The following is a 25,189-nucleotide window of genomic DNA, read 5'->3' as shown; positions in this document are numbered from 1 at the left end:
ACGAACGGCACCCGCATAATGCACTGAAGTACCGTTCCCCTCGGGAGTTCCGGCGAAACGCTGCATCATCAACTTAACGGTGTCTGAGTGTCCTGAGTCACAGGGTCTGGCGTCTCATGAGACTGCTCTCACAGCCGGCGGATCGTGCATAGATCATCGCCGGCGCCGTCATGTTCAGCACCTTGCGGATCGCCTTGACCCGGTCGCTGCCAAGGGAGATCGGCTTACCGCCCACGGGTGATAGCGATAAGTGAATCTGGACTTCGTCGGCCGGCCTCCATACGGAGCAGAAGTCCGTCGTGCACGGCTTTTCTCATGCTGCGTTCTTCCACTTCGGCGCCGTGCGGCGCGTCGCGGCGCCGGACTCGCGATTAACCTGCTCCCAAGTTAGAAGAGGGTGACCATCGACTTTACGCGGCACGTCGATCCCCAGTGCCTTCTTGATCCAGCGCGTTTGCGCGGCGCCTTGCGTGAGGCCGCCGGTCAGTTCGACCAACTCTTTATTGGCGATGATGCTCAACTCACACCCCACTGCTTCTTAGTTGTGTCAATCATTCCTGGTTGAGGGTCGGGGCTATTTTTAGTCCACTTTCGCCATCTCAAGCCCTAAAGTTTCCGCGCCGACCGCCGTTAGGCTTCGCATGAACCTGAACATAACCCCATTCCCGAAGCCAAGGCAATCTTCGAATCCGCGTGCGCTGCAGCCGAAGCAAGCGTTGTCGCGCAGTTCGGAAACTTTGCCATTTCCAAGCCCAGGCACTGCAACGCATACGACGCAGCGCTGTTCGTCGTGTTGGGAGAGCCTTTCGGCGACATGACGCTGCCTGAGTGGACGGCGACAATCATGTTGGACGACCGCCATCCTGCTTGACGTTATCCAGGCTCCACGTCGACGGCAATATCACCTCGCGCAAGCTGCATCACATCCTGCAAGCCGCCGTTGCGTGGACCGACTTGCATTTGCATGACTTCGAAATCGACGGGAGGACTTACGCGGTGGGCGATACCGACAACATGCTCGATCTGCTTGCTGAAGATCCCGAAATGCTGGATGACCCGCAAGGCGCGGTTATACCAGATTGCATACCCGGGACACCGGTTCCTCTATCGATATGACTTTGGCGATGACTTGCATCATGACATTCACGTGGTTTCGGTATTGGATCAAACCGGCCTGGCTGCGTCGAACTGCTCGCTTGAACGTGCAATGGCTCTACTCGGGAAAGGTGCGGCCGAACTGGTCCACATGACACCGATGACGATCAAGCTCACGCGGCCACTGGGAAACGGAGCTCCATCGTCTGCACACAGACCGCGAGACGTCACGAATCCCAGTCAGAAGAAGCGATCATCGCGTCTAAGGAGCTTACGTGCCCGGGACGGGAGTAACTGCTTTTACTGCGGTGCCGCGCTGGAAAACGAAGACGTCACGCTTGAACACCTGCTATCAGAGAAAAGACGGTGGCACGTCGCGGCTCGCCAATCTGGCGCTCGCCCACAAGAAATGCAACGAGCTCGCTCGCGGATCTGCCGGTCGTCGAAAAGGTCCTGCTTCGTGAACGTCTGCGTGCCGAACGAACCGCCGCGCCACCAGACCGCGCCGCCTGAGCCCGGAGAGTGGTTGCGGCGCTTGACTATCAAGCTGTGTATTCCTCCGGGAGAAGAAATGTTAGCAACGGGTGGGATCTGCCGACGTCGCCAGGTCGGGCGTCACCTAAGGGCGAGCATCGTCCCGCGACATCGACGGTGACCGCAGCGGCACTCGTATTGGGCGCGCACGGCTGCCGACAGGCGGCCCTCTACCGAGAGCCCATAGGTGATGAAAAGCTCCTCGCCCGGCTTGATATCCGAGACCGCGTGGATGTGCACCCTTCCATTGGATTCGACCGCCTCGCAATTGGCGACGCATGCGTGGTTGAGCCAGCGCGCGCTGTTGCCGCCAAGCGAACCGTCGATGACCCGCCCATCGGATAGTCCAAAAAAGAACATGTGACCCTCCTTCCCGAAACGGCGATGGCGAGAGATAGCCTGCTTCCAGCTCATGACCAGGCCGGCGTACTCAAGGATGAGTTCGCCTGCGCTGATCGGTCTTAGCGCAAAGACGCCGCGACCGTGAACGCCCGAGCGGCGGACAGCAATTCTTTTCATCAGTACCTGTTGCGGTGAATGTCGAGCGTACGCTCATTGGTGTGGCCCGGCGCCGACTTGACAGCGGTCGGAGCCTGGTAGAATCGTCCATCATAACCAGCTGCAGGCGCGAACTTCATCATGGCGCGGGGCTCAGCCCTAACCAACGACGCCGGATAGATTTGAGCAAGCCAACCTGTCCTCACGCACAAGGGGTTGCAAATCTGGGGCGGACCATAGATTTACTTCGCTTCCCACTTCGTAGGCTGGTGTTGCCGGTTCGTCTGTGCCGGCACAATCTTCGTCCGGAGTGCTACATGCCACACAAAACATCATTCATGGACATGGCCTATCCCAATGAAACGCGCCGGCCGTGCGCCCTCCAGTTCTGCATTGTGCTTACCGCAAGCAACAACTGAGCGCCTCGCGATTGTTCATCTGCTTGAGAAGAAGGCCGAGTACTAGGTTCTGATGGAGTCATTCATCGTCCGGGACCAGATCCTGATTCGCATTCCGGATACTGATCTGCGCGGTGTCCCGTTGAAACACCATCAGGCTGGTCGTCGGGCGCGGCGAACAGTCGTCCTTGTTCCCATCGATTTCAATGTGGGCGACTACATCACGCGCGGCGATCCGTACGAGCCGACACATATCACCACGGGGCGACTGTTACGGAAAGGTGTTGTCATGAGGTCAGAGGCCGCCGTCACCGGGCATACATGAGTACACGTCAGCAACGTGGAGCTCGGCGCGAGCGTCTTGACCTAGCCCCAAAATGGGTTCAGAAAACAACGAAGCCACTGCCGCAAGCAGGCCGACGGCAACCGCCACATCATGATCGCCGAGGGTAATAGTACAAACGCCAGCGCCGACGGCATACGTCCCCCAACCTGCCCCGATCAATACCAGCGCCGAAAGCAAGCCAACGTCGAGCTCGTTCGCCACGACGAGATACCACATCGCCGTCGGCGCCCGGAAACCGATTGCATGCAATGGCTATCACCGACGGGACACCATGACGAAGCGAGGTTGACCAGCTCTCCAAAGCGACAATTAGCATACCCCTCGCAGCAATGGGATGGTCTTCTACGATCGGTGAGCTTTTACGGGAGTGACGCTGGCGGCCCTGACGTGTTGCGGGTCGCGGGACCGGTAGCGGCGGACAATGCGGTGGAGGCTAGTGGTATCGAGTACGCCGGAACGCGCCATCTCGTCTTCTTCGTCGACGTGATGGCGTACGCCGCTCAGCATGAGGAATTCGTGCGCCAGACGGCTGCGGCATGGAATGGCGGATTTTAACCTGCGGCGCATTCGCGGCTGGTGAAGTTTTTCCGGGCCGAGGCCGATCGACAGACGATGTTCAGTCCCGGAGGCTGGCCGCTACCCAACCCCGCCATGATGTGGCAATTCAGCGAGGCGCTCTGCCTGGCGCTGCTCGCGCACGCGGAGGCCGACTCCCGGACGTCCCAATACTTCTACATGCCACAGACCGGCAAACTGGACGCGCTATATAATAGGCTGGCAAGGAAATTCGAGCGGGGCGATCTCGGCGTGCCAGTCCGCTGCGTCACCCGCCCAGCGTCAGACGAGGGAGGCTTTTATGGCTTTGAACGCATCTAGCAAGGTCCGACCGAAGGTGGTCGCGCTACAGAAGCGCGGGGCGGCGGTCATCCTCGAGCGCGTGGAAGCGGCGGCCGAGAAGGGCGTGTTCGAGGACGTCAAGGCCAAGGAGACATACCGCGGGAAGGTTCGCGTGCACGCGCGCAAAACTGTGGCGTCTGAAAGCTAACCGTTAAAAGCCGAAAACAAAAAGCGCCAACATTGGCGCTTTTTGTTTTTGCGATAGCCGACGAGGATGCCGAGGGACAGCAGGCGCGAGAAATTGCCCGCGAACCAAGCGGCGCCGTCCCAAACGTTAAAGGCGACGAACCCGGACATGCCACCGAGAATGGTGCGGCCCGCATTCAGGCAAAATGAAAGCTTAAATGGCTCGCTTTCTCAATCCGACCTCAGAGCAGCAATCGATCCTTGACGCCGTACCGTCGGGCGGCAAGCTGAAGATAAAGGCGTATGCAGGTGCGGGCAAGAGTTCAACGCTCCGCCTGATTGCCGAACGTCTTTCCCATCAGCGTGGCATGTATCTCGCCTTTAACCATGAGATCGCCGAGCACGCGCGCCGAAGCTTCCCCACGCACGTTGCGTCCAGCACGATTCACTCGCTTGCATACAGGTCTGTTCCGCCCGAACTGGCTGTGAGGGTGGGCTACCAGGCAGAGCCACCGCACGACCTGGCGGCCCGATTCGGCCTGTCGGCGCTTGAAGTGCCACTTGCCACCGGTAAGGCGGTCGAACTTACGCCGTTCGAAATCGGCCGCATGATCGTCGATGGGTTAGGGCGGTTCTGCCGCTCGGCCGACGTCGTGCCAGCCGCCGTTCACATCGCGGTCGACGAGAAAATTGATTCGCGAGCCGCCGACTGGCTGCGAGATGGGCTTTTTCCGTATGTGTCCCGGCTATGGGATGAGAGCAGGCACGCGCGAGGCCGCAGCGCAATCATCCCCGACGTTTATCTGAAAGTGTGGGCACAGAGTGGCCCGCGCATCGAGTCTGACTTCATTCTCTTCGACGAGGCGCAGGACAGCGATGGAGTAATGCTGTGGCTCCTCAACCAGCAGACACACGCCCAGACTATGACCGAAGCAACTGTGACCAAGAAGAGCAAGAACCCGAAGGCGCCGAAGCTGTTCCCCGACGAGCTGATCGATCAACTGCTGGCGCAGATTCAGAACAAGGATGCCGAGTCGGTTCTCGGCGAATCGGGCCTGGCCGGGCAACTGAAGAAGCAACTGGCTGAGCGCATGCTGTCAGCCGAGCTCACGCATCACCTGGAGAACGAGGCTGAGCAAGGCAAGGCCGGCAACCACCGCAACGGCACGAGCCGCAAGACGGTCATCACGCCCAGCGGCGAACTGAATCTGGATATCTCACGTGACCGGCAGGCGACGTTCGAGCCGCAGTTGGTGGGCAAATACCAGCGCCGGCTGCCCGGTTTCGACGACCACGTCATCAGCATGTACGCGCGCGGCATGAGCGTGCGTGAGATCCAGGGCCACTTGCTGGAGCTATATGGTCGACAGGTGTCGCCCGATCTGATTTCGACCGTCACCGACGAGGTGCTGGCCGAAGTCGAACAGTGGCAACAGCGTCCGCTCGAGGCGATGTACCCGATCGTGTATTTCGACGCACTTCGGCTGAAGATCCGCGACGAGGGGACGGTCAGGAACAAGGCGGTGTACCTCGCGCTGGGCATTCGGGCCGATGGCCGCAAGGAAGTGCTCGGTTTGTGGATCGAGCAAACCGAAGGCGCCAAGTTCTGGCTGAAGGTCTTCAACGAACTGAAGAACCGCGGCTTGCACGACATCCTGGTTGCGGTGGTCGACGGTTTGCGCGGGTTTCCCGAAGCAATCGAGGCGGTCTATCCGGCCGCGCAGATCCAGACGTGCATCGTGCACCTGATCCGCAATTCGCTGAATCTGGCTAGCTGGAAGGACCGTAAGCCACTGGCAGCCGCGCTCAAGCCGATCTATCAGGCCGCTACCGCCGAAGCGGCTGAGGCGGCGCTGCAAGCCTTCTCGCAAAACGAATGGGGCAGGAAATTCCCAACGGTCGCCGCGATGTGGCAGCGCGCAAGTCATCCCGTTCTTCGCCTATCCACCGGAAGTACGCAAAATCATATACACGACTAACGCGATCGAGAGCATGCACATGCAGTTGCGTAAGATCGTCAAGAACCGCGGTCACTTCCCGAGCGACGAAGCCGCCAGCAAATTGCTGTACCTGGCCTTGCGCAACATCGAAAAGGATTGGAAGATGCCGCCTATCACCCGGCGGCAAGCAGTCAATCAGTTCGCCATTCTGTTCGGTGAGCGATTCACCGCCGCCATCAGCTGAGATCTTTTAACCCGACCTCAGCACACGAAATTCCTGACACCTCCGGACTGGGCCATGCCCCGGCGATTTCCTCCACGGAGGCCGGCGGGTAGCAGCAGCGTATTACTACGCCGCCGCCCCCTAAGAACGCAGCGTGCGACTTTCACCGCACTGCGCTCAAGCACAGCTAAAGTGTCTCCTCGACACCGGTCGTGTCCGAGTGCACACGAACTTCGCACGCGTCACGTCGCTGATCAACCCCGTTGCCAGGGCGAGAGGTGCTGAATCGTAGCGCTACCGATCTCTTCCAAGCTTCCTCTCGTCGAATCTTAGACGTTGGCCTGCGACAGCCGCACCATGCGGAAGTCTGCGCCCTTTCAGGCTGGGGCAAATCTTGAACCCCTATGCCGCCCATTACAGGCAGCCGTTCGCTTTTTCCGCACTCCTATACCCGCTCCCCCAACAGCTCACCTTACAGTTTGCCTGCGTTCGATTCGATACACCGAGACGAAGGCGAGAAATCGGGCTTACCACGTTCCCTTCCATGCCGACCCGCATCCTCGCGGGACTATCCGGTTAGCACCTGCCTGTTTTCGGATGGCGCCTTGGCGACGTGCCCCCACATGCCAAGAGAGCAACCTGCCATCCACCTTTTGGTTCAAGCCTGACAGCAGCTTTGGCTTGTTCGTTTTTACGGAAATTCAAACGGCAATTCATTTATGTTGCGCATACGGAACTTGCCTGGCCTTCACACCGCACCGCTGCTTGCAGTGTCGATCCCCTCGTCGCCGAGTGAACCGTCTTTAGAGAAGTACTTTGTCCCCGGAGCTTCACACCCGACCGTTTCCAGTCACGCATGTCCGGGTAGGCAACTGCTGGTCGCACAACAGGTCACGGAACTTGAGGCCCAAGACTGGCGGACTCAGGGTGTGACAAGACAACGAAGAGCTTTGCCATCCGATACTTCACCCGGTTTACGTCCGGCAGACGGCGACACGTGTCGCAAAGCATGCGAAACGATAGCACGGTGCACGTCGGACTGGATCTCCACAAGGACTCGATCACGGTCGCCTACGCGATCGACGCGGGCGAGATCGAGCTGCTGGGCAAGACCGGTACGACAGGGTCCGACATCGATCGCCTGTGCACACGCCTGCAATCCAAGGCGCCGCACGTGCGCGTCGTGTACGAGGCAGGTCCATGTGGTTACGGGCTGTACCGTCAGCTCGTCCAGAAGGGCTTCGACTGCATGGTCTGCGCACCCTCACTGATCCCGCGCAAGCCGGGCGAGCGCGTAAAGACCGACCGGCGTGATGCCATCAAGCTGGCGCGCTCGCTGCGTGTCAGCGCCGGATAGACACTCCCCACTTTCGTCGAAGTAATTTTCCCCAATTTCTTGTCTGACAGCGCCGCGCTAGCGGCGCCGTCCTGTCGATCACCGACCATATCGCCCTTCGGGTCCGTCGCGGGGGTATCGGTGGTCGAACTGGGAGAAGTGATGACGATTCTGGAATTGCACCGGCAGGGGCTGAGTATCTCGGCCATCGCCGCTCGGCTCGGTATGGATCGCAAGACGGTCCGCAAATACATCAGGAACGGGGTACAGGCGCCGCGTTATGGTCCGCGTGCGCCACGGCCCTGTGTAGTGGACCATTTCGCCAGTTACGTGACCGAACGCGTGCGTGAGTTTCCCGATCTGAGCGTTGAGCGTCTGCTACGGGAGGTTCGGGCGATGGGTTACGCGGGCGGTCGCACGGCGCTGGGCGACCTGGTTCGCGAGGTGCGGCCGCCACGACAACGCGGCTTCGAAGTCCGCTTCGAAACGCCTGCCGGTCACTAGGCTCAGGTGGATTTCGCGCACTTCAATGTTGAATTCGATGACGTCCCGGGCCAGCGCCGCTCGATCTGGCAGTTCTCGATCGTGCTGGGGCACAGCCGTTACCTGTGGGGCCGCTTCGTCGAGCATCAGGACCTGCAGACGGTGCTGCGCTGTCACATGGAAGCGTTCGGGCACCTGGGCGGCGTGCCGCGAGAGATTCTTTACGACCGGATGAAGACCGCTGTGCTTGGTGAGGCAGAGAAGCACATCGTCTATAACGCGAAGCTGGTCGCGTTTGCACAGCACTACGGTTTTGCCCCGCGTGCCTGCAAGGCATATTGCGCCAAGACCAAGGGTAAGGTCGAGCGACCGTACCGCTATATCCGGCAGGACTTCTTCCTCGCACGCCGGTTCCAGAACCTTGGTGACATGAATCGCCAGTTGCGCGAGTGGCTCGACACGGTTGCCAATGTCCGTGTGCACGGCACCACGCATCGCGTCGTTGCGCAGCACTTTGGCGAGGAACGTCCCGCATTGCAGACGCTGCCCGCCGGCGTGTTCAATGGCGTGATCCGGCTCGAGAGACGCGTGAGCCATGAAGGTCTGGTCTCCGTGGGCGGCAACTACTACAGCGTGCCCGATCGTACGCGCAGGCGCACACTCGACGTTCACAGTCTGGCTCACGAGATCCGTATCTACGAAGCCGGCGAACTACTGGCTGTTCATCCTGGCTGGAAGGACGGCGACGAACGTCGTTATTGCCCGGTCATCGACGCTCCACCCAGCGCAGGCAAGTGACTGAACATAGCGCGCCGCTGGCGACGTCCTCCGTGGCACGCCGACCGCTGTCGTTCTATGACCAGGTGGCCAGACGTCTGGCCGATGCAGGGAGGTCCGCATGAGCGTACCTGCCTCGACACTGGAGCGCATCCGCCGTTATCTCGTTGGCCTGCGCATGCCGCGCGCGCTCGAAGCACTGGACGCCACATTGAACCGCTTCGAACAGGGCGACAGTTCGATGCTGGAGGTGCTCGAAACCCTGCTGGGCGAAGAACTCACCACACGTGAGACGCGGCGCATCCGCATGGCGTTACAGACCGCGCGACTCGGCACGATCAAGACACTCGGCGGCTACGACTTCAGCTTCCAGCCAAGCCTCGACCGCGATCGCATCATGACGCTCGCGCAGCTCGAGTTCATCGAGCGACGCCAGACCGTGCACTTCCTCGGGCCGCCTGGAACGGGCAAATCGCACCTGTCCATTGCATTGGGCGTCGAAGCAGTGCGCGCCGGCAAACGCGAGTACTTCGGCTCGCTGGGGGAAATCGTCAACTCGATGGCCAAGGCCGAGCGCGAAGGCAATCTGGCGCAACGCGTGCGCTTCCTCGCGCGCAACAGCCTGCTCATCGTCGACGAGATCGGGTACCTGCCGATCGGCTCCAACGGCGGCAATCTGTTCTTCCAGCTCGTCAATGCCTGTTACGAACGCTGCGCGATCATCCTGACGTTTATGTGGAATTGAGCGATTTTTTAATCAACTTCTCTTTCTTGTTGACGGGTCAGCCCGATCCGGTGTCGGTGTGGTCTCAAGGCGCCGGAGCAGGCGGTCTATGGCTTTCTGGTCGCCTTCTACTGCTGCACGTTCGTCGTCGGTCAGCGGTATTTCCTGAAGCGTTCGTATCATGCCGGTTTTCGATTGGATCAGATCGGCGCGCGACGATTCCTTCGGAACGTAGAAGTCACAACGTGCGCAAGCCATGCGATGCGGACACTGATCGAAGAACTCATACGAGCAGAGGCCATGGCCGAGATCGTAATATCGCCACGGCTCGTCCGGATGGCCATGCTCGATTGCTTGCCGATCGATGAGGACGTCCATCATTCTCAGGTTTCGCTGGAAGTACTGGGCTTCCGAATAGGCGCGGGCGAGACGGGTTTGCGTGAATGCCACGTAGTGTTGTGTGGTCGCGGGTGAACGATGGCCGAGCCACGCCTGTAGTTCGAACAACGTCATCGGTTCGCGAGCGTTGAACAATTGACTCGCGATGGTGGAGCGAGCCCGGTGGCTGCTGATCTGACCGCGAGCATCCGCCTGCGGAATGCCAGCTCTGCGGCAAAGCATGGGAATCAGTCGTTTGTTCAGGTACGCGCGTGGAATTGCTCGTGCGCGGTACGAGAAGAGGAAATCAACCTGCTCGCCAGTCTTGATATCGAGCGCAGCCGGTTGCGTGGGGCGTAGGTGCTCCCAGGTCGTAAGCGCCTCGCCGACGATTGCGTCGATTGGTTTGATAAATGCCGTCCCGGTCTCGTGAACCGGAACGTCAAGCATCCAGCACTGCGTTGCTTGTTGTCCTATCGATGGTTCCTTGCGCACGCAGCCTACACTTAACCGGACAATCTCGTCGCTACGCAGCCCTGCAAAGAGCCATACGATGCTCAACGCCTGTAGCATCTCGAGCGGATGGTAGCCTCCGTTGCGAAGCATGGCGCCTGTGGCATTGCTATGTCCCTTCGGAGCACTGCCGTGACCAGAAAGATCGGCGATCGTTAGATTCAGGCCAGCCCAAAGGAGTTTCGCCCAGAGGTCATCGGCGATGGTCCGCGGTGCCGGTCCGATCAATGCCATGATCGAGCGCGGCGTCGCAAAGGCCCGAAACGGATCGAACCGTCGGGGGATCCACTCCCACTCCTGCAGGTCGGCAAAGAAGCGCCGCATTGAACCCAGGAAGTAGTTCTTCGATCGGGCCGATGCCGGTTTGCCAAGCTTTGGTTCAAGACCAGCGGTCCTCCAGACGTAATCGCCAACACTCATGCGCGCCACTGCGCCCACGTACTCTGCCGCTAATTCTCGGGTCCACTGGTCCGCGCGGGTGATCTCTGGATGCGTATCCTGCAGCCAACGGCCCGCCTTGAGCACCGTGTCGCGAAGATGCCTGCGACTGGATGCTGTCAACGTGCTGGTTGCCTCCCACCGCTCTACTGCGAGAACCCAATCCCCGGACAGGCCAGCGGTTCTCGCTCGATGAATACGTTCGCAGTCAACCCGGTTTCGGATCTTTGGTTCTGCAGAGATAATCCCGAGCGCTGCGAGTACGCGTAAGAGCTGGAAGTACAGTGAACTGCGATAGTTCGAGTCCTGCCAGCGTCTGCGGATCGATTCGATGAACTCGGTCGTCAGCAACTCAAGTTCGGGGCGCTGGTTGATGAGCACGAGTTCTGCGACCAGACTCATCAACGGTTTGCAGGGACCATGGTATCCCCACGCTGCCGAGATCTCGGTAACGCGCAGCAGCGTATCTGCGATTCGCTCCTTGCCGAAGACCTTCTCGGCCAGCGCGACCCGTTTTACCTCGCCCAGGCTGGGAATGTCGTGGAAACAGTGCAGCAGGTAGGCAACCGCCATCAATGCCTGGCGTTCACCGCCCGCACGGGGCGTCAGGCTTCGGGGCGCGTGCAGCCCGGGATGAGTTCATCATCGTTACTCCGCATCGGCGACGCAAGCCAGGGCGTCGACACGCCACGCGTGGATCTGACGCATGGCCTTCGCGAACCGGTCGGCCAGATCATGTCCCGACAAATGCACGTATTGCCTGGTCGTCTCCAGACTCTGGTGACCGGCGAACCGGGCAATCTCGTGCAGTTGCCAGCCCGAGGGGGCGAGATCGGTCAGACAGAGATGGCGCGGCGTATGGGTCGAGAACGCCGGAACATCGGCACGAAGCGCAATGGATCGGACTACCTTGGACCACGTCCATAGCGTGATGGGCGCGCCATGGTTGCGGGGCGATTCAGACAGGAACAGCGCGTGCCGATCGCCGGCAAGGACATGCCGGTGCCGAAGGTAGTCGCGCAGTAGTTCGCCGGAAGTTTGGGAATACGGCACGACACGCTCCCGGTGACCCTTGGTCGTCTCCGCTCGGATACGCAGCAGCCGGTGGGCGGGATCGAGATCGCTGCCACGAAGCTGGCACAGTTCCTCCCGCCGAAGCGCCGCATCATAGGCAAACGCCAGCATGCACCGGTTACGTTTAGGTTCGTCGCGGACCACAGCCAGCAGAGCCGTCCACTGCGCCTCCGTTGGAATCCATGGCAGCTTGTGAAACTTCTGGATGAGGCTTCGTTCGCCGCGTGCGCCGAAGTGGCAGGATGCCGTATAGCGGCCGCGGCTTACCGGGTTGGTCCTGATGAGCCCCTCGTCAACCAGAAACTCGAACAGCAGCCGGACCGCGGTAAGACGCTGCTGCAACGTTGCGTTCGACAGGAGGCCGCCTGAGTCGATGCGTACCACATTCGCATTCGCTCGCCTTGGCTGGGTCCGCAGTTCGCCGACATACTGCGCGATGGTTTCGCGCGATATGCTGCCTAGATCGACGGCGTGGCCCTGAGCAAAGCGAAGGAAGCCCTCTATCGCGTACATGTAGGCCGCGATCGTATTGCTTGCCAGACCAAGCATCACGCAACTCTGTATCCATCGTCAAGCGTAAGAGTTCGAGGCGATTAGCGGATACCGTTCCCAGACCGGTTCGACGACAGCGCTGCTGGCAGCCATGATTTGCTCCTCTCGCGAGGGATGCCGCCCCGTCACCACGACGATTCAGCACGAGCAGGTAAAAGCGGCATCGCCTTCGGCACGGGTTATCCACCGGGCCGCTCGCCTCTCGCTATAGAGAAGCGGGCGGCGGCCCCGTGGATAACCCTGCGTGATCTCGTTTCAGGCCCCCAGCGTGCCACACGAACAAAAAACGTTGGCCTACCGTAGCACGAATCCAATTCCAAATAACTTATACGATCAGGCTGCCACGCTCGTATCCTGGAAGAACAGGTTGGCCTGCTCACGGCTCATCGGCAGGTATCCGATCTCATCGATGATCAACAGCCTGTACGGGTTGACGAATCGTTTTAGCGCGTCTCCCAACTGATTCTGTCGATGTGCCGTGGTCAGTATCATCAGCACGTCCGCTGCGGTGATGAAGCGCACCTTGATCCCAGCTTGCGTTGCTGCATAACCAAGTGCCATTGCGATGTGCGTTTTGCCTGTGCCACTCGGTCCGAGTAATACGACGTTCTCGTTTCGCTCCAGAAACGTCAGACTTGCCAGCTCCTGGACCTGAGATCTGGGCACACCGCTGGCTGCTGCGAAGTTGAAGCCGTCGAGGGTCTTGATCGTCGGGAAGCCTGCCAGGCGTGCAAACGTCGCGCGCTGTCTGACGAGCCGCGCTGTTTGCTCGGCCTTCAGTACCGATTCGAGAAACTCGGTCAGGTTCACCTCGTCGGCGATCGCCTTTTGCGCCAAGTGTGGCAACGCGTCCGCGATGGTCGTGAGCTTCAGCTGGGCGCATAGCTGCGCCACTCTTTCGTGTGCGATGTTCATGCGGCAACCCGAATCAGCTGGTCGTACACGGACAGCGGATGCTGTAGCGGAGATAGCCAGTCGTGGAATCGCTCGCGCAACTCCTGTCCGCTCGCCGGTGTCGTTGCTGGCAACAGCGACGGAAACGGTGGCGGTACGCTCTGCAAGGCCTTCTGCTGAACAAGCAGTTGCTCGCCTGGCTTCAGGCGGGTCGTTCCATGTATCCGGACATGCGCAACTTCGCGTAGCCAACGCCAAACTTCAGTGTTGGCGGTCGTCACGTCCAGTTCGACGTTGGCCGCCTTGAACTGGGCGGCCAGCGGAACGTAGAAACTGCGGCGCAAATATCCGTTCATCCGTTCGACCTTGCCTTTGGTCTTCGCGCGATAGGGCCGACAAAGCTCGGGCTTAAACCCGTAGTGCCGGGCGAAGTCGAGAAACCCCGGCTGGAAGCGGTGCTGGTTCGGACCGTATGCATCCCGCTCGATGACAACGATCTTCATGTTGTCGAAAAGCGCCCGGCGCGGCACACCGCCGAACCAGTTAAAACAGTTGACGTGACACCTGAGCAAAGTATCGAGTCGCATGTCGGAAACGAATTCGACGTAGGTCGCGCGGCGATGGCCAAGAGTGGCCACGAATGCGAACAGATTCGCTCCTTTGCGCCGACGGGACTCGACCCAGTCGACCTGCATCTGATCGCCCGCAGCAGTCTCGAATCGCACGAGAGGATCGGGCGCCGGTACAGGCCGCAATGTCGCAACGAACTTGCGCACGATTCTCTCGCCACCATCGAATCCCTGCGACTGGATTTCGCGCCACCGAACTGTCGCTGGAATCCAGTCCGGTGCCGCTGACGCGATCCGTTCCCGAAGATAGGCTTCGAACGGTTTCAGTATCGACTCGCGCAAAGTCGCCGCGGGCCGAAACGTCGGCGCATCCTGCGTCGCCAGACACTTCCTCACGGTGTTGACGGAGCAGCCAACCTCACAAGCAATGGCACGCAGGCTCTTGCCCTGCTTGTGCAATATCATGATCTGCATGTATCCCTCGTTCGAGATCATCGCCGCTCAAAGCGGCCATTATCCCTTCGTCGAGGTGTATCAATTCCTCAGTGCCGACGGTGTATCAATTTACAGGTGCCGATGACAATGGAGCGGCTTGCACGAGCTGTGCATCGAAGGGCTGGCTATGCCGCACTAGGCACGGTATCTGCAAACCTGACCACGTTTCCATTAAGTTGGCTGCTCACCGGGCACTTTTATGCGATCCATATAATGGAATGATACGAGCCCCGACAGGAGCCTGCCCCGGAGCGTGCAACAGAAAGGACAATGACAGATTACCATTTGCGACCAAATCTGGAGCCGGCAGAGCAGACGCTAGACCGCCTGCGAAGAGCGGTAGAAGCTGCTGATATTGGCACGTTTTACTGCCCGTTGCCCTTCAGCAGATTGTACTGGAACGCCCGTTGCAAAGCCCACTTCTGGCTGGCGGCGGATACTCCAGATGCCGAAGTCGACATCGACATGTTCTACCGTGTGATTCACCCAGACGACCGCGAGCGGACCCGGGCCGCGGTTGAGGCGTCGATTGGCACTGCCACGCCCTACGACGTCGAATTCCGCACGGTCTCACCCCATGGCGACATCCACTGGCTGCGGGCGAAAGGTAGCGTGACCTTTGATGCCGATGGGCGCGCGATCCGCTTCGATGGCATCACGATTGATATTTCCGGGCAGAAGCGGCTCGAGGCGGAGCGCGATGAGCTGACCCGTAGCGAGCGGGAGCAACGACTGGCAGCGCAGGCCGCGAACGAGGCAAAAGATGCTTTCATTGCCACCGTCTCGCACGAACTCAGGGCACCGTTGACGGCCGTTCTTGCATGGACGGACCTGCTTAGCCAAGCCTCGGCCGACACTGATTTCATCAATAACGGACTATCTGTCATCCGTCGCAACGTAGTGACGCAGGCACGCCTTGTCGATGACCTGATGGACACAAGTCGCATCGGCAGTGGCAAGTTCGTGGTGAAGAGGGTGCCACTGACTGTGACTGACTGTCTGAACGCTGTTCTCCAGGACATTCGGCCCATGGCAGACGAGAAGGGCGTTTTCGTGGCCGACCTGGTTGCGGAGCCGGTGCAGATTATGGGTGACGGGCCGCGTCTGCGGCAGGTATTTGGCAACCTGCTCAACAACGCGCTGAAGCACACGGAGCGCGGCGGCAGGATTCTCCCGTCGGTCGTGGTGGATAGAAGCGCCGTGCGCATCAGCATCGCCGACACCGGATCCGGGATACCGCCTGACAGGCTCGAGCAGATTTTCCGGCCGTTTGTGCAGATCGAGAACCCCGTCAACCGCAACAGCAGCGGCTTGGGCTTGGGGCTTGCCATCGCCCGAAGCATCGTTGTCATGCATGGCGGTGACATCACCGCGCAGAGCGATGGCCCGGGTCAGGGCGCAATCTTTACCGTGATCCTTCCGGTGACCAAAGAGAACCCGACCTCCGAATCGCTCGCGCAGGAACTGGAGGGAGGCGCCTCGGGGCTGGCAGGCCGGACGGTTCTGCTCGTTGAAGATCATGCCGATACCCTTAAAGCTCTTTCAACAGTTTTGCAATTTGAGAAAGTCAAGGTCAGGGCCGCAAGGTCAGCGGACGAGGCGCGAAGGCTTATCAGGTTCGATCCGCCTGATGTAATTATCTCTGACCTGTCCATGCCCGGTGAGAGCGGATTCGAGCTCATTAGCAGGTTGCGCGCCGCTGGCGTCAGGACGCCTGCCATTGCGCTGACGGGCCATATCCGGGAAGAAGACGAACGTGCTGCGCGCGAGGCCGGCTTTGACGACTACGTGGGCAAGCCCGTGGATCGCACGAGGCTTCTCCGGGCCATCGTCCACCTGCTTGGCGGTTGACGAACACGGCTGCGGCGCCGGGCACGCAATCTGCTACAGGCGTACCGTGCTTTAGGGGTGCGTTGATGAAACTTATTCTTCTTGTTGAGGACGAGGAGCTGCCACGGCATGCGCTTCAGGCGTTGCTCGAGACTGAGAGTTACCGGGTGGTCTGCGCGTCTAACGGGGCCGACGCGCTTGCTCACCTGGGCGGGGCGGGAGTGGACCTTGTGCTGACCGACTGGGCGATGCGAGTGATGGACGGGCTGCAGTTGTGCCAGCGCATGAGAAGCGACGCCCTGCTGCACGCGATTCCCATATTGCTGGTTTCATCGAAGCTCGCTCCGCAGTGCGACGGGACGTGGGACGTTTTCCTGCGCAAACCGTTCGCTCCACAGCAATTGCTGCAAACTATCCAGTTGCTCACTGCCAGCGTGGACCCGAACGGCTGGTCGGGCTCGGTCGCACGAGCTCCGTTTCAGTCATCCGTGTCTCCCCCTCCTGCCTTGACGGCGACCCTCGCGTTGAAATAACGAACGGGACGGCCGACGCTCGTGGACACATGGCCGGTGACGGCTATGGTCCGTAGAGCGGACGCAGCGAAACGTCGGGCCGAAGGCTGTTCAGGGTCGGCATGCGGCAATCGGCTCTGCGAACGCATCGTCGGAAAACGGCCATTCGCTTTTCACCGCCCGAGAACGGCCAGTCGTCAACCCGCACTTTCGACCCATACCAGTCGATCGTTTGACCAGCCCCGACCGGCCGATTCCGGTCATAGCCGTCGCGATTGCAGCCCACAGTTATTCTGCGCAAAGCGACTGGCGCTTGACGGGCTGACTTTACCTCTCTATCAAATGCTGGGTTGGGACCCCTTTTGGTTACTGTCTCCGCAGAACTACGATTTTTTCGCGTAGCGCCGCAGCGGGACAGACGGCACCCTCCTTTTCATTTTTTAATGTCGGGGAAACCCAACGCATAAATTTTTGTCGGTCTATATACACCGAACCATCAGAATTCAGTTGCCCTACTCGATTCTCTGGTTTGTTCAGCATTACGGTGCACTTTGACAAACTTCCATCTGCACGGATGATGAGACTGTTAGCTTTCCCGGCGTAACAAATGCTGTCCCGCGAATCGATTCGGTGATCCCATAGCGCTGACTGTCTGGAGACATGGGACTCCAGTTCACTAATAAAGTCCATGTTGCCAGCGGTTGGTATGCTGTCGTTGTCTTTTCCCAAATTACCAACCGGTCGAATAATGAGGGAGAATCGAGGATCGCTCAGTAGCGTTTCGTTGAGAAGGTCCACGGCGGAATGCGCGAACGAGAAATTCTCTCTCGTGATGTGAAGGCGTATTAACACCGAGATTTCAATATTTGACGCTCGAATAGATTCAAGGTTCGACCAAATTTGGGAGAAGGAGTCGGACCTGCGGTTCGGACCGCGTCGAGTGAGATTGTGCTGCTCCCTAACTCCATCGATACTTATTTGATAATTCCTCAGTCCAATTGCGCACAGTCGCTGTACCGTTGATCGGTCGAGAAGAAATCCATTCGTCGTGGCCGATGCTGAAAACGCACATCCAGACTCGGCCGCACATTCCGATCCGTGGCTGGTAATGTCCTCAACTATGTCCCGCGCAAGAAACGGCTCGCCTCCGAACCACCCAATATTTAGTTGTTTTAAAGATGGGACTCGGCGGCGGATTAGCAATTTGACTGACTCAATAGTTTGAGCGCTCATCTTTCCGTGCGCAAAATCTTCATAACAATAGGTGCAGCGAAAATTGCACTTTTCTGTCGGCATAACGATCAAAGATAAAATCTTCTCATCTAACGCCGTCGCTTGCCATCCGCCATCATCACCGGTCGACATTTCACGCCCTATTTACAAAATACATTACCGATGCACGAGTAGCTTATGTTGATGTCGTCGGGGTTTATTATCCCGCCTGTCAAATCATTGTGAAATTTAGCGTTTTTAATAGTAACAACGCCGTCCAAATCAATCTCGACATCGTCCTCGCTAATAGTGTAATTTTCTGTGTTCAGGCTCTCCACGATCGCTTTCTTATCTGCTGCCTTCCGGTCATCATCCCCACCCTGCGGCGTTAGCACGGCGATATCTTTGGTTTTTGTGTCGGCGGTCACAGCCATGATCGTCCTCCAATTAATTGGAAAAGGGCAGATGCTCTCGCTGAGGAAGCTGCTACTCGGCGCTTTCGTTACAGAAATGGCAGCACCGCGGGCGCCACCCGATAAAAAGCATAGGACGTTCGCCGATAATGGCTATTATTATTTCCTGCCGCATATGTTGCCTGACGAACATACGCCAACTGAGGCTAGCGATTAACAACGACTGGCGCCTTTCGTTGGACGACTTGGTGCAGCAAAAAATCACGTATTGCCGCCGCGCGTCAACTGTATGAGTCAAGCGGACATTCCCGTGTCAGAAAATGCCGCGGACCAATAACCGCTGGTGGCCGCACTGCGTCCCACGACCGAGTACGATGATCGCGCCTGCGGGCATCGCATGCAAAAGGCATAACTCGACACAATCCGGCCGTTCGTGGGTTTAGGCTCCCAATGGCGGGAAACTGAGTCGAGCGGATGGAGAGGCAGCTTTCGTCCGACAGCACCTCGACCGAAGTGGACGGGCGGCCGTGTCGGGTTACGCGTTCGCTACGGGCTAAAAGCCGTCGCTTGACAGCTCCCCGTCTTCCGCAAAACGTCGAACATGGCTTTCCCCGAAAATACTTTGGCATAGAATGAAGACCTTGTGCCGACGACCCGCGCCCGACCGCATAACCGATAACAACCGCTCCGCGAACGGACATGTCCAAATCCCTAGTTGAATTCAAGCGCTTCTTGGCCAAATCGGCCCCAACTCTGTCCGAGCACGAAAAAAAGCTGGCGAACCTGATGCTGGGGGGATTCGACGAAGTCGCTGCGGTCGGGACGGCCGCAGGCCGGCGCGGGAAAGTGTTGGCGAAACTGATCGTCGACAAGGGGGAGGCAGCGCCTCCGGCACTCGAAATCGCGGCCGACGAAGCGAAGGCCAACGAGAGGGAGATTGTCCGGCTTACCAAAGTGGAGGTCGAGCATTTTCGTGGCTTTTCCGAGAAGCACACTTTCGAATTCAAAAACCCGTACACATTCGTCTACGGGCCGAACGGGACGGGAAAGTCGAGTCTCTGTGAGGCGCTCGAATACGGATTGCTTGCCTCGATCCACGAAGCGGATTCGAAGCGGATCCCCGTCTCGGACTACATCAGAAACGCAACATCGAGGAAATCGGCGAAACCCGTTCTGTACGGAGATACCGCGAAGGAACGGGAAATCGAAGTGAAAGCGGACCCCCGCAGTTTCGAATTCTGCTTCATCGAAAAGAACCGGATCGACGGATTCGCGCGGGTGGCGGCCAATACCCCGGCCGCCCAGCAGGCGCGGTTGGCGGCACTGTTCGGCTTGGAGGAGTTCAACGCGTTCGCAACGCAGTTCAACGAGAGCCTCGACCCTTACCTAGACTGCGTCGGAAAAAACGGGAAGGTTCTCGCGGACCGGGCGAAGGGCATCGCCGGACACCGGGCGATCCTCGAAGGCCTCCCGGTGAAAGCCAAAACCGCCGAAACGCGAGGCGCCGTGCTGCTCGGGAAATATCCGGGGTGCAAAGACCTTGACGAGATCAAGGCAGCCCTAACCGGCCCCGAAGGCAACGGTGGCAAGCAAAAGGCCAACAACACCGAAATCGGCCGCTTGCAGAACCTTAAAGCGGCCGCTGATCCAGGAACGGACGACATCCTAACCGACGCCGACGGACTGCTTCTGCTCATCAGAGAGAAGGCAGATTCGGAAAAGCTCCTCAACCAGTACAAGGATCAGCTTTCCCTTCGGGACCTTTACGGCGCGATTCTGGGGAACCGCGAAAGGTTCGGGAACGAGTGTCCCGCGTGCGCCTCCGAACTCTACCGCGACGGTCGACTCGCCGTTCCGGTTGACCCATACGGCAACGCGGAGGAAAAGCTGAAGCAATTCGACGCCGCCCTGAAGGCCGAAGGGCGGATCAAGGACATCCGAGAGGCCCTCAACCTCGGCTGGCGGGACTTGCTTTCGAAAATCGCCAAGCTTCCGGCGTCCGCCGCTGCTGTCGGGTTCGTCGGAGCACCCGAGGTCGGCTCGTTCAGCGCCGAGGCTTCCGACGCCAAAGATGCGGCGGGCATCGAGACATTCCTCCGAGCCGTGCAGGCAAAGCGCGAGCTCCTTCAGGCGCTGAAGGACGCGACCGCGACCCATAACGTCAAAGTCGAACAATCCAAAGCCGCGATCAAGAAGCTCGAGGATGATAACCTCGCGATCGCCAAGGACCTCGAGGAAATCGTGGCCATCTCGACCCTCATCGCTACGAACGCGAAGAGCGAGTCGGAGGCGACGCAGGCTATCGAGAAGTTCAACCGGGAGAACGAGGAGCTCATCAGGGAGGCGGAAGCAGAGAAACCAGGAGTCGCGAGAAATCTGAGCTACAGCATCGCTTACGTCTCGCTCCGCGATAAGCTCCTGGGCTATAACGCCGGACTGCCCTTGGCCCTGGCCGCGGATCTCAACGAAAAGACGCTCAAGTTCTACAACGAGATCAACAAGAACGACCACCCTTCCGACAGGCTCAAGTCCTTGAGGTTGCCGACGGCCGTGGGCGAGAGGATAGAGATCGAGTTCGAAAACGGAGACAGATGCGACGCTCTGCAGGTCCTGAGCGAAGGTCACATTCGGTGCCTTGGGCTCGCGATCCTGCTGGCGAAGATCACCACGGACCGCGTCCCGTTCCTGATATTCGACGACGTCGTAAACTCGATCGACGACGAGCACCGTGGCGCGATCATCGACCTCATCTTGAATCCGGAAGAAGTCGGCAAAAGGCAACTCATCGTCACGACCCACGGTGAGGATTTCGTGAAGCGCCTCGAGAACGCCGTGCCAATGAAAAAGTACGAGGAAACGGTGACCCGAATCGACTTTCTCGTGCCGTTCGCCGCCAAGAAGATCACCGTGAAGCTCGACTCGCCCCGCCACTACCTCACGGTGGCGGTCCGAAGCCACGAAGAAGGGCGTACGCGTGACTCCCTGAGTTACGTCCGGAAGGCCTTCGAAGAAGAACTCAACCGTCTCTGGAAGAAGATTGCAAATAAGAAGCTGTCGGCGCAGATAAGTGTGGGGATGAGGGGACCGGGAGACCCAGACCTCATGAGCTTGGCGACGGGGCTTCACCAGTTCCTCAGCAAGAAGGACGTGACAGTATTCCAGGAAGTCGTGCCACCGCTCGGCGAGATGCTTGGATATGGCGAGAAGCACAAACTCGAATGGAACTACCTGAACAAGGGAACCCATGAGGAGGACCGGGCGGAAGAGTTCGACGCGGCGATCGTTCGGCGCATGCTCGAGACCGTCATCAAGCTCGACGAGGCGATCGAGGCTCCGCAGGCCTGAGGTGGCCTCCGGACCCCGAACACGCTTCCGGGCGACTCACGCGACGGCGGGCGGTTGGGAAAGCTGCCGTGCAGACTGTAAGTGCGCTGAGTGACAGAAGGCTGTCACATAGCAGTCTTTCTTTCGGCTGAACGTGAATGTCGGCTTCGGCCTAGATGCCGAAGCACTCCATCTGGCGCGTTTCGTTAAGGGTTATTCGATGCCTGCCATTGGCCACAGGAATGTGACGGTGCCTCCGCGCGTGTCGGCAGGCGTCGAATAAGCCTCGATGGAGGAAACCGCGGAGTGCCCCGAAGCGCTTGAAGTGTTCGCAGCTATGGCGATTGATAGGCCAGGATGCTCAGCGGTGCCGGATGCGGCGCGTTCAGGCGGGATGCCGGATGGGCACTAACGCGATGATGAAGCGGTGCTGAGGTGCGCTCGTGATGATGAGGCGGGCTTGGGAGGCGCTTCGAGAAGCGACACGCGCAAACGTCCGCTCGTGGGCCGCGTTGCCGCAGAGCCGACGTTGGACAGGCGGATCGAAGAACCGCGATGCTCATGTCTGCGCCCGCCGCATCGGTGGTGCCCGGATCGGGGCGCTGCGCGCGAGGATGTCGATGACGATCATGGGTGCGCCGCAGTGCCGGCAGATGAAGTTGGGCCGGGTTGCGATGGCGGTGTCGTCCGGTAACGGGCTGATTTCGGGTGCAACGTGCAGCAGATCGCGCACCTTCGCGAGCCTGGCGCGGCGCACCGGGTTGGCGAGCAGTCCGTAGTGACGGATACGATGGAAGCCGCCAGGCAGCACATGGAGCAGGAAGCGGCGCATGAATTCGCCGGTTTCGAGGGTCATGGTCTTGTAGCGGGTGCGTCCCTTCGCACGGTAGTCCTTCCAGCGGAACGTCACGCCACGCTCATCGAAGGCGACGAGGCGCTGGTTGGAGATGGCAACGCGGTGCGTGTAGCGTGAGAGGTACTCGAGCACTGCCGTTGGTCCAGCGAACGGGCGCTTGGCGTAGACGACCCATTCGCAGGTCCGTAGCGGCGCAAGGCACCGGGCAAAGGTGGCGGGATCAGCGAGGCCGGTGTACTCGCCGAAGAACTGCAGGTGGCCATGCTGGTGGGCCGCTTCGAGTGCTTGAAGGAAGCGCCGGCGGAACAGGCGTGAGAGCACGCGCACTGGCAGGAAGAAGCCGGGCCGGCACGCGATCCAGCGCTCGCCATCGGGCGATAGTCCGCCGCCGGGGACGATGCCATGCACGTGCGGATGATGTGTGAGCGCCGAGCCCCAGGTGTGCAGCACGAGCGTCGCACCGATCTGGGCGCCGAGGTGCCTGGGATCGGCAGCAATCGTGCGCAGTGTGTCAGCGGCGATGTCGAGCAGCAGGCCGTAGATGACCCGCTTGTTGTACCAGGCGATGGCGCTGATGGGTGCGGGCAGCGTGAAGACGACGTGGAAGTACTCGACGGGCAGCAGGTCGGCCTGGCGCGCTTCCAGCCAGCGGTGTGCGGCGCTGGCCTGGCACTTCGGGCAATGGCGGTCCCGGCACGAGTTGAAGGACACTTCCGTCCTTGCGCAGCCTGAACAGCGCAGCACATGTCCGCCCAGTGCCGCCGTGCGGCACCGTTCGATGGCCGACATGACCTTCAGCTGCCCCAGGCTCAGGTGTGTCGTGGCTCGCCACGCTGGCCCGTGGCTGCGGAAGATCTCCGCAACCTCCAGCATGAGGCGTTGCGTCGTGCGGGCTTACTCGGGAGGCAGCCGGTCCAGCGGGCTGGTGACCTCCTGCAGCAGATCGGTGGCGACCTGGACGTAAAGCGCGGTGTTCTCCAGCTTCGCATGGCCGAGCAGGACCTGGATCACGCGGATGTCCACCTTCTGTTCAAGCAGGTGTGTCGCGAAACTATGTCGAAGCGTGTGCATGGACACGCGCTTGTCGATGTGCGCGGCCTCGGCGGCGGCGTGAATGGCGCGGTTTAGTTGGCGCGTGCTCAGCGCATCGACCGGATCGAGCCCGGGAAACAGCCACCCGCCGTCGAGCATCTTGCCCTGCGCACGGGCCACGCGCCACCACACACGCAGACGCTCGAGCAGCACCGGTGAGAGCATCGCGTAGCGGTCGCGGCGGCCCTTGCCCTGCTCGATACGCAGTGTCATGCGCTGGCTGTCGACGTCGGTGACCTTCAGCGCCACCACTTCGCTCGCGCGCAGCCCGGCACCGTAGGCGACCGACAGCGCGGTCTGGTGCTTCAGGTTGCCGGCCGCCTCGATGAGCCGCCGCACTTCGTCAGGGCTGAGCACGACCGGCAGCGTGCGGGGCACGCGCACCGGTTGCATCCTGACCATCAGTTCCGGCCGGTCGAGCGTGACCGTGAAGAAGAACTTCAGGCCGGTGATCGCGTGGTTCAGCGACACGGCCGATGTGCCGTGGTCGACCAGATAGAGCTGGTAGCGGCGCAGGTCCTCGACGGTGGCCGTGTGAGGCGAGCGCCCGAGAAACCGGGCGAACTCACGCACGATGTGCAGATAGATGTCCTGCGTCTTGGGGGCAAGCTGGCGCATGCGCATGTCGTCGATCATGCGCTGGCGCAGTCGGCTGATGTTTGCAGGTAAGGAGGTCATGATTCGGCTCCTGTTGAAGAACGAGGCGGATTGCCTCATTCGCCAACATAAAGCCGCGTGACCGGCCTCTCCCTGACCTCCAGCGTCAGACCGTAGCCCCTACCGCGCGAGCGGTTTAGTCCGTCGACCATTTGCTGCCGGTCCAGCCGTCGCAGCTCCAAGGGCTGATATCAGCGCCGAACGGCCATTCCGTACCGTCACTCGCGGACAAGTCATCGGCCATTCCCGACATAGACATATCGTATTCGTCACGCGGCTACGAGTCGCATTGGCGACGTCCGCACGTTGGCGGTGCCGAACGTCAGCTTTCGCTGCGAGCGGAGGCGTACTTGCGACCCGCAGTTGCCCTTGAAACCCGTGTACCGTTTACGGCGGCTTCAAAGATACAACGGCGCTTCTCTTGCGCGTCCGGAATATGAAATGATTCGACGATTTACTGATGAGCAGGGTTTTGCGAAAAAGTTTGCGAAAACGCTGCATCGAAAATGCTCTCAAGAGCCTGGAGTGCGTTTTGATCCGGCCCAGCAAGATAAAGTGCCAACTCGCCGGTTGGCGTGCACAGCAGTATCGCCTTAATAGGGAGTTTTTGTCCCGTTGCCCCAGCTTGACCATATTGCGTTACATCGCTGAACCCATTGTTGTTCAAGTAGCCCATCGCCCATGTGTGGCAAGCCGCTGGACTGGGGAAGCGTTGTGGATGCATACCAAAGCCGATGTGAGGTCCTTGGTTCTTCTCAGTCTGCATGGTTTGCAGCGCAGCCTGCGCACTAGCCAGTTGATTTTTTAGGTCGATAACTTGGTTGGCGAGGCACTGCAGATTTTGTCGCACGTCGGACGCTTTGTCACTGTCCAAGAGGACCGACCGGCAGTCTGCAAAGGCGTGAATTGATGCCGCCGCCGCTGCGAGGACAAAAATGTTCTTTTTCATTGCAGCACCTATCGGCAAATGATCGGTTGATCTTCTTTCGGACCAGAGCATGGA

General features: G+C 59.7%; 18 protein-coding genes and 5 pseudogenes. 11 read left to right on the top strand and 12 right to left on the bottom strand.

Translation table 11 applies throughout. From position 1 onward, the window contains the following. Nucleotides 1-313: 313 nt before the first annotated feature. Nucleotides 314-520 (bottom strand): hypothetical protein, encoded by a 207-nt coding sequence (locus OH764_RS32600; protein WP_498851565.1) that lies wholly within the window; start codon nt 518-520, stop codon nt 314-316. Nucleotides 521-867: 347 nt separating this feature from the next. On the opposite strand from OH764_RS32600, the gene OH764_RS32595 reads away from it, so the two are divergent. Continuing rightward, on the top strand, nt 868-1,116 hold the full coding sequence (locus tag OH764_RS32595; protein WP_498851564.1) for a plasmid pRiA4b ORF-3 family protein: 249 nt from the start codon (nt 868-870) through the stop codon (nt 1,114-1,116). Nucleotides 1,117-1,710: 594 nt separating this feature from the next. On the opposite strand, the gene OH764_RS32590 is transcribed toward OH764_RS32595, so the two are convergent. Both OH764_RS32590 and OH764_RS32585 read right to left on the bottom strand, forming a co-directional pair. After that, on the bottom strand, nt 1,711-2,148 hold the full coding sequence (locus OH764_RS32590; protein ID WP_498851563.1) for an SET domain-containing protein: 438 nt from the start codon (nt 2,146-2,148) through the stop codon (nt 1,711-1,713). A 672-nt stretch (nt 2,149-2,820) separates the two neighbouring features. Continuing rightward, nucleotides 2,821-3,120: a hypothetical protein gene (locus tag OH764_RS32585; RefSeq protein ID WP_498851562.1), complete on the bottom strand. Its 300-nt coding sequence runs from the start codon at nt 3,118-3,120 to the stop codon at nt 2,821-2,823. A gap of 138 nt (nt 3,121-3,258) precedes the next feature. Here OH764_RS32585 and OH764_RS32580 point away from each other — a divergent pair, with 138 nt between their 5' ends. The 6 genes and pseudogenes from OH764_RS32580 to istB form a co-directional block, all read left to right on the top strand. Then, nucleotides 3,259-3,426 carry a hypothetical protein gene (locus OH764_RS32580; protein ID WP_498851561.1) on the top strand — a complete coding sequence of 56 codons (168 nt, stop codon included), beginning with the start codon at nt 3,259-3,261 and terminating at the stop codon, nt 3,424-3,426. Between the two features lie 301 nt (nt 3,427-3,727). Beyond that, complete coding sequence (locus OH764_RS32575; RefSeq protein WP_498851560.1) at nt 3,728-3,916, top strand: hypothetical protein; 189 nt, start codon at nt 3,728-3,730, stop codon at nt 3,914-3,916. Between the two features lie 196 nt (nt 3,917-4,112). Beyond that, a pseudogene (locus OH764_RS32570) lies at nt 4,113-6,078 on the top strand (IS256 family transposase). A gap of 988 nt (nt 6,079-7,066) precedes the next feature. Continuing rightward, nucleotides 7,067-7,399, top strand: a pseudogene (locus tag OH764_RS32565) (IS110 family transposase); the annotation flags it as partial. A 156-nt stretch (nt 7,400-7,555) separates the two neighbouring features. Continuing rightward, nucleotides 7,556-8,778, top strand: a pseudogene (gene istA, locus OH764_RS32560) (IS21 family transposase). After that, nucleotides 8,775-9,383: pseudogene (gene istB, locus OH764_RS32555) on the top strand (IS21-like element ISBcen28 family helper ATPase IstB); the annotation flags it as partial. The pseudogenes istA (OH764_RS32560) and istB, both read left to right, overlap by 4 nt. Before the next feature lie 27 nt (nt 9,384-9,410). On the opposite strand, the gene OH764_RS32550 reads toward istB, so the two are convergent. The 4 genes and pseudogenes from OH764_RS32550 to istA (OH764_RS32535) form a co-directional block, all read right to left on the bottom strand. Further along, nucleotides 9,411-11,279 (bottom strand): tyrosine-type recombinase/integrase, encoded by a 1,869-nt coding sequence (locus tag OH764_RS32550; protein ID WP_498851559.1) that lies wholly within the window; start codon nt 11,277-11,279, stop codon nt 9,411-9,413. A gap of 75 nt (nt 11,280-11,354) precedes the next feature. Beyond that, nucleotides 11,355-12,329 (bottom strand): tyrosine-type recombinase/integrase, encoded by a 975-nt coding sequence (locus OH764_RS32545; RefSeq protein WP_498851558.1) that lies wholly within the window; start codon nt 12,327-12,329, stop codon nt 11,355-11,357. A 357-nt stretch (nt 12,330-12,686) separates the two neighbouring features. Then, nucleotides 12,687-13,247: pseudogene (locus OH764_RS32540) on the bottom strand (ATP-binding protein); the annotation flags it as partial. Beyond that, on the bottom strand, nt 13,244-14,290 hold the full coding sequence (gene istA, locus OH764_RS32535; RefSeq protein ID WP_498851557.1) for an IS21 family transposase: 1,047 nt from the start codon (nt 14,288-14,290) through the stop codon (nt 13,244-13,246). The gene istA (OH764_RS32535) and the pseudogene OH764_RS32540, both read right to left, overlap by 4 nt. Nucleotides 14,291-14,560: 270 nt before the next feature. Here istA (OH764_RS32535) and OH764_RS32530 point away from each other — a divergent pair, with 270 nt between their 5' ends. Then, a complete protein-coding gene (locus OH764_RS32530; RefSeq protein WP_498851556.1) occupies nt 14,561-16,141 on the top strand; it encodes a hybrid sensor histidine kinase/response regulator in 1,581 nt (526 codons plus the stop codon). A 65-nt stretch (nt 16,142-16,206) separates the two neighbouring features. After that, on the top strand, nt 16,207-16,653 hold the full coding sequence (locus OH764_RS32525) for a response regulator (RefSeq protein WP_498851555.1): 447 nt from the start codon (nt 16,207-16,209) through the stop codon (nt 16,651-16,653). A gap of 345 nt (nt 16,654-16,998) precedes the next feature. Here OH764_RS32525 and OH764_RS32520 read toward each other — a convergent pair whose 3' ends face one another. Continuing rightward, nucleotides 16,999-17,997 carry a radical SAM protein gene (locus tag OH764_RS32520; protein ID WP_498851554.1) on the bottom strand — a complete coding sequence of 333 codons (999 nt, stop codon included), beginning with the start codon at nt 17,995-17,997 and terminating at the stop codon, nt 16,999-17,001. Nucleotides 17,998-18,005: 8 nt separating this feature from the next. Beyond that, complete coding sequence (locus OH764_RS32515; protein WP_498851553.1) at nt 18,006-18,278, bottom strand: hypothetical protein; 273 nt, start codon at nt 18,276-18,278, stop codon at nt 18,006-18,008. On the opposite strand from OH764_RS32515, the gene OH764_RS32510 reads away from it, so the two are divergent. Further along, the gene (locus OH764_RS32510; RefSeq protein WP_498851552.1) at nt 18,277-18,474 is read left to right on the top strand and encodes a hypothetical protein; all 198 of its coding nucleotides are present in this window, start codon (nt 18,277-18,279) and stop codon (nt 18,472-18,474) included. The genes OH764_RS32515 and OH764_RS32510 overlap by 2 nt on opposite strands. A gap of 482 nt (nt 18,475-18,956) precedes the next feature. After that, nucleotides 18,957-21,602 carry an AAA family ATPase gene (locus OH764_RS32505; protein WP_498851551.1) on the top strand — a complete coding sequence of 882 codons (2,646 nt, stop codon included), beginning with the start codon at nt 18,957-18,959 and terminating at the stop codon, nt 21,600-21,602. 538 nt (nt 21,603-22,140) lie between these two features. Here OH764_RS32505 and OH764_RS32500 read toward each other — a convergent pair. The 3 genes from OH764_RS32500 to OH764_RS32490 all read right to left on the bottom strand — a co-directional run bounded on the left by OH764_RS32500 (nt 22,141) and on the right by OH764_RS32490 (nt 25,135). Continuing rightward, complete coding sequence (locus OH764_RS32500; protein WP_408493431.1) at nt 22,141-23,310, bottom strand: IS91 family transposase; 1,170 nt, start codon at nt 23,308-23,310, stop codon at nt 22,141-22,143. 21 nt (nt 23,311-23,331) lie between these two features. After that, entirely contained in the window at nt 23,332-24,207 is an 876-nt protein-coding gene (locus tag OH764_RS32495; protein ID WP_007745879.1) for a site-specific integrase, read from the bottom strand. 433 nt (nt 24,208-24,640) lie between these two features. After that, the gene (locus OH764_RS32490) at nt 24,641-25,135 is read right to left on the bottom strand and encodes a hypothetical protein (protein ID WP_498851550.1); all 495 of its coding nucleotides are present in this window, start codon (nt 25,133-25,135) and stop codon (nt 24,641-24,643) included. Between the last annotated feature and the right edge of the window lie 54 nt (nt 25,136-25,189).

The sequence above is a fragment of the Burkholderia sp. M6-3 genome (genome assembly GCF_050858985.1).
Classification (GTDB): Bacteria; Pseudomonadota; Gammaproteobacteria; order Burkholderiales; family Burkholderiaceae; genus Paraburkholderia; species Paraburkholderia caledonica.
The sequence above is the reverse complement of the archived record's forward strand: the minus strand, read 5'-3'. Positions and strand labels throughout refer to the sequence as shown.

What these genes read in the sequence shown, in the direction of transcription:
- OH764_RS32590 (WP_498851563.1), bottom strand. Translation starts at nt 2,148, where the DNA reads ATGAAAAGAATTGCTGTCCGCCGCTCGGGCGTTCACGGTCGCGGCGTC.
- OH764_RS32575 (WP_498851560.1), top strand. Translation starts at nt 3,728, where the DNA reads ATGGCTTTGAACGCATCTAGCAAGGTCCGACCGAAGGTGGTCGCGCTA.
- OH764_RS32550 (WP_498851559.1), bottom strand. Translation starts at nt 11,279, where the DNA reads ATGGCGGTTGCCTACCTGCTGCACTGTTTCCACGACATTCCCAGCCTG.
- OH764_RS32545 (WP_498851558.1), bottom strand. Translation starts at nt 12,329, where the DNA reads ATGCTTGGTCTGGCAAGCAATACGATCGCGGCCTACATGTACGCGATA.
- istA (WP_498851557.1), bottom strand. Translation starts at nt 14,290, where the DNA reads ATGATCTCGAACGAGGGATACATGCAGATCATGATATTGCACAAGCAG.
- OH764_RS32530 (WP_498851556.1), top strand. Translation starts at nt 14,561, where the DNA reads ATGACAGATTACCATTTGCGACCAAATCTGGAGCCGGCAGAGCAGACG.
- OH764_RS32525 (WP_498851555.1), top strand. Translation starts at nt 16,207, where the DNA reads ATGAAACTTATTCTTCTTGTTGAGGACGAGGAGCTGCCACGGCATGCG.
- OH764_RS32520 (WP_498851554.1), bottom strand. Translation starts at nt 17,997, where the DNA reads ATGTCGACCGGTGATGATGGCGGATGGCAAGCGACGGCGTTAGATGAG.
- OH764_RS32510 (WP_498851552.1), top strand. Translation starts at nt 18,277, where the DNA reads ATGATCGTCCTCCAATTAATTGGAAAAGGGCAGATGCTCTCGCTGAGG.
- OH764_RS32515 (WP_498851553.1), bottom strand. Translation starts at nt 18,278, where the DNA reads ATGGCTGTGACCGCCGACACAAAAACCAAAGATATCGCCGTGCTAACG.
- OH764_RS32505 (WP_498851551.1), top strand. Translation starts at nt 18,957, where the DNA reads ATGTCCAAATCCCTAGTTGAATTCAAGCGCTTCTTGGCCAAATCGGCC.
- OH764_RS32500 (WP_408493431.1), bottom strand. Translation starts at nt 23,310, where the DNA reads ATGCTGGAGGTTGCGGAGATCTTCCGCAGCCACGGGCCAGCGTGGCGA.
- OH764_RS32495 (WP_007745879.1), bottom strand. Translation starts at nt 24,207, where the DNA reads ATGACCTCCTTACCTGCAAACATCAGCCGACTGCGCCAGCGCATGATC.
- OH764_RS32490 (WP_498851550.1), bottom strand. Translation starts at nt 25,135, where the DNA reads ATGAAAAAGAACATTTTTGTCCTCGCAGCGGCGGCGGCATCAATTCAC.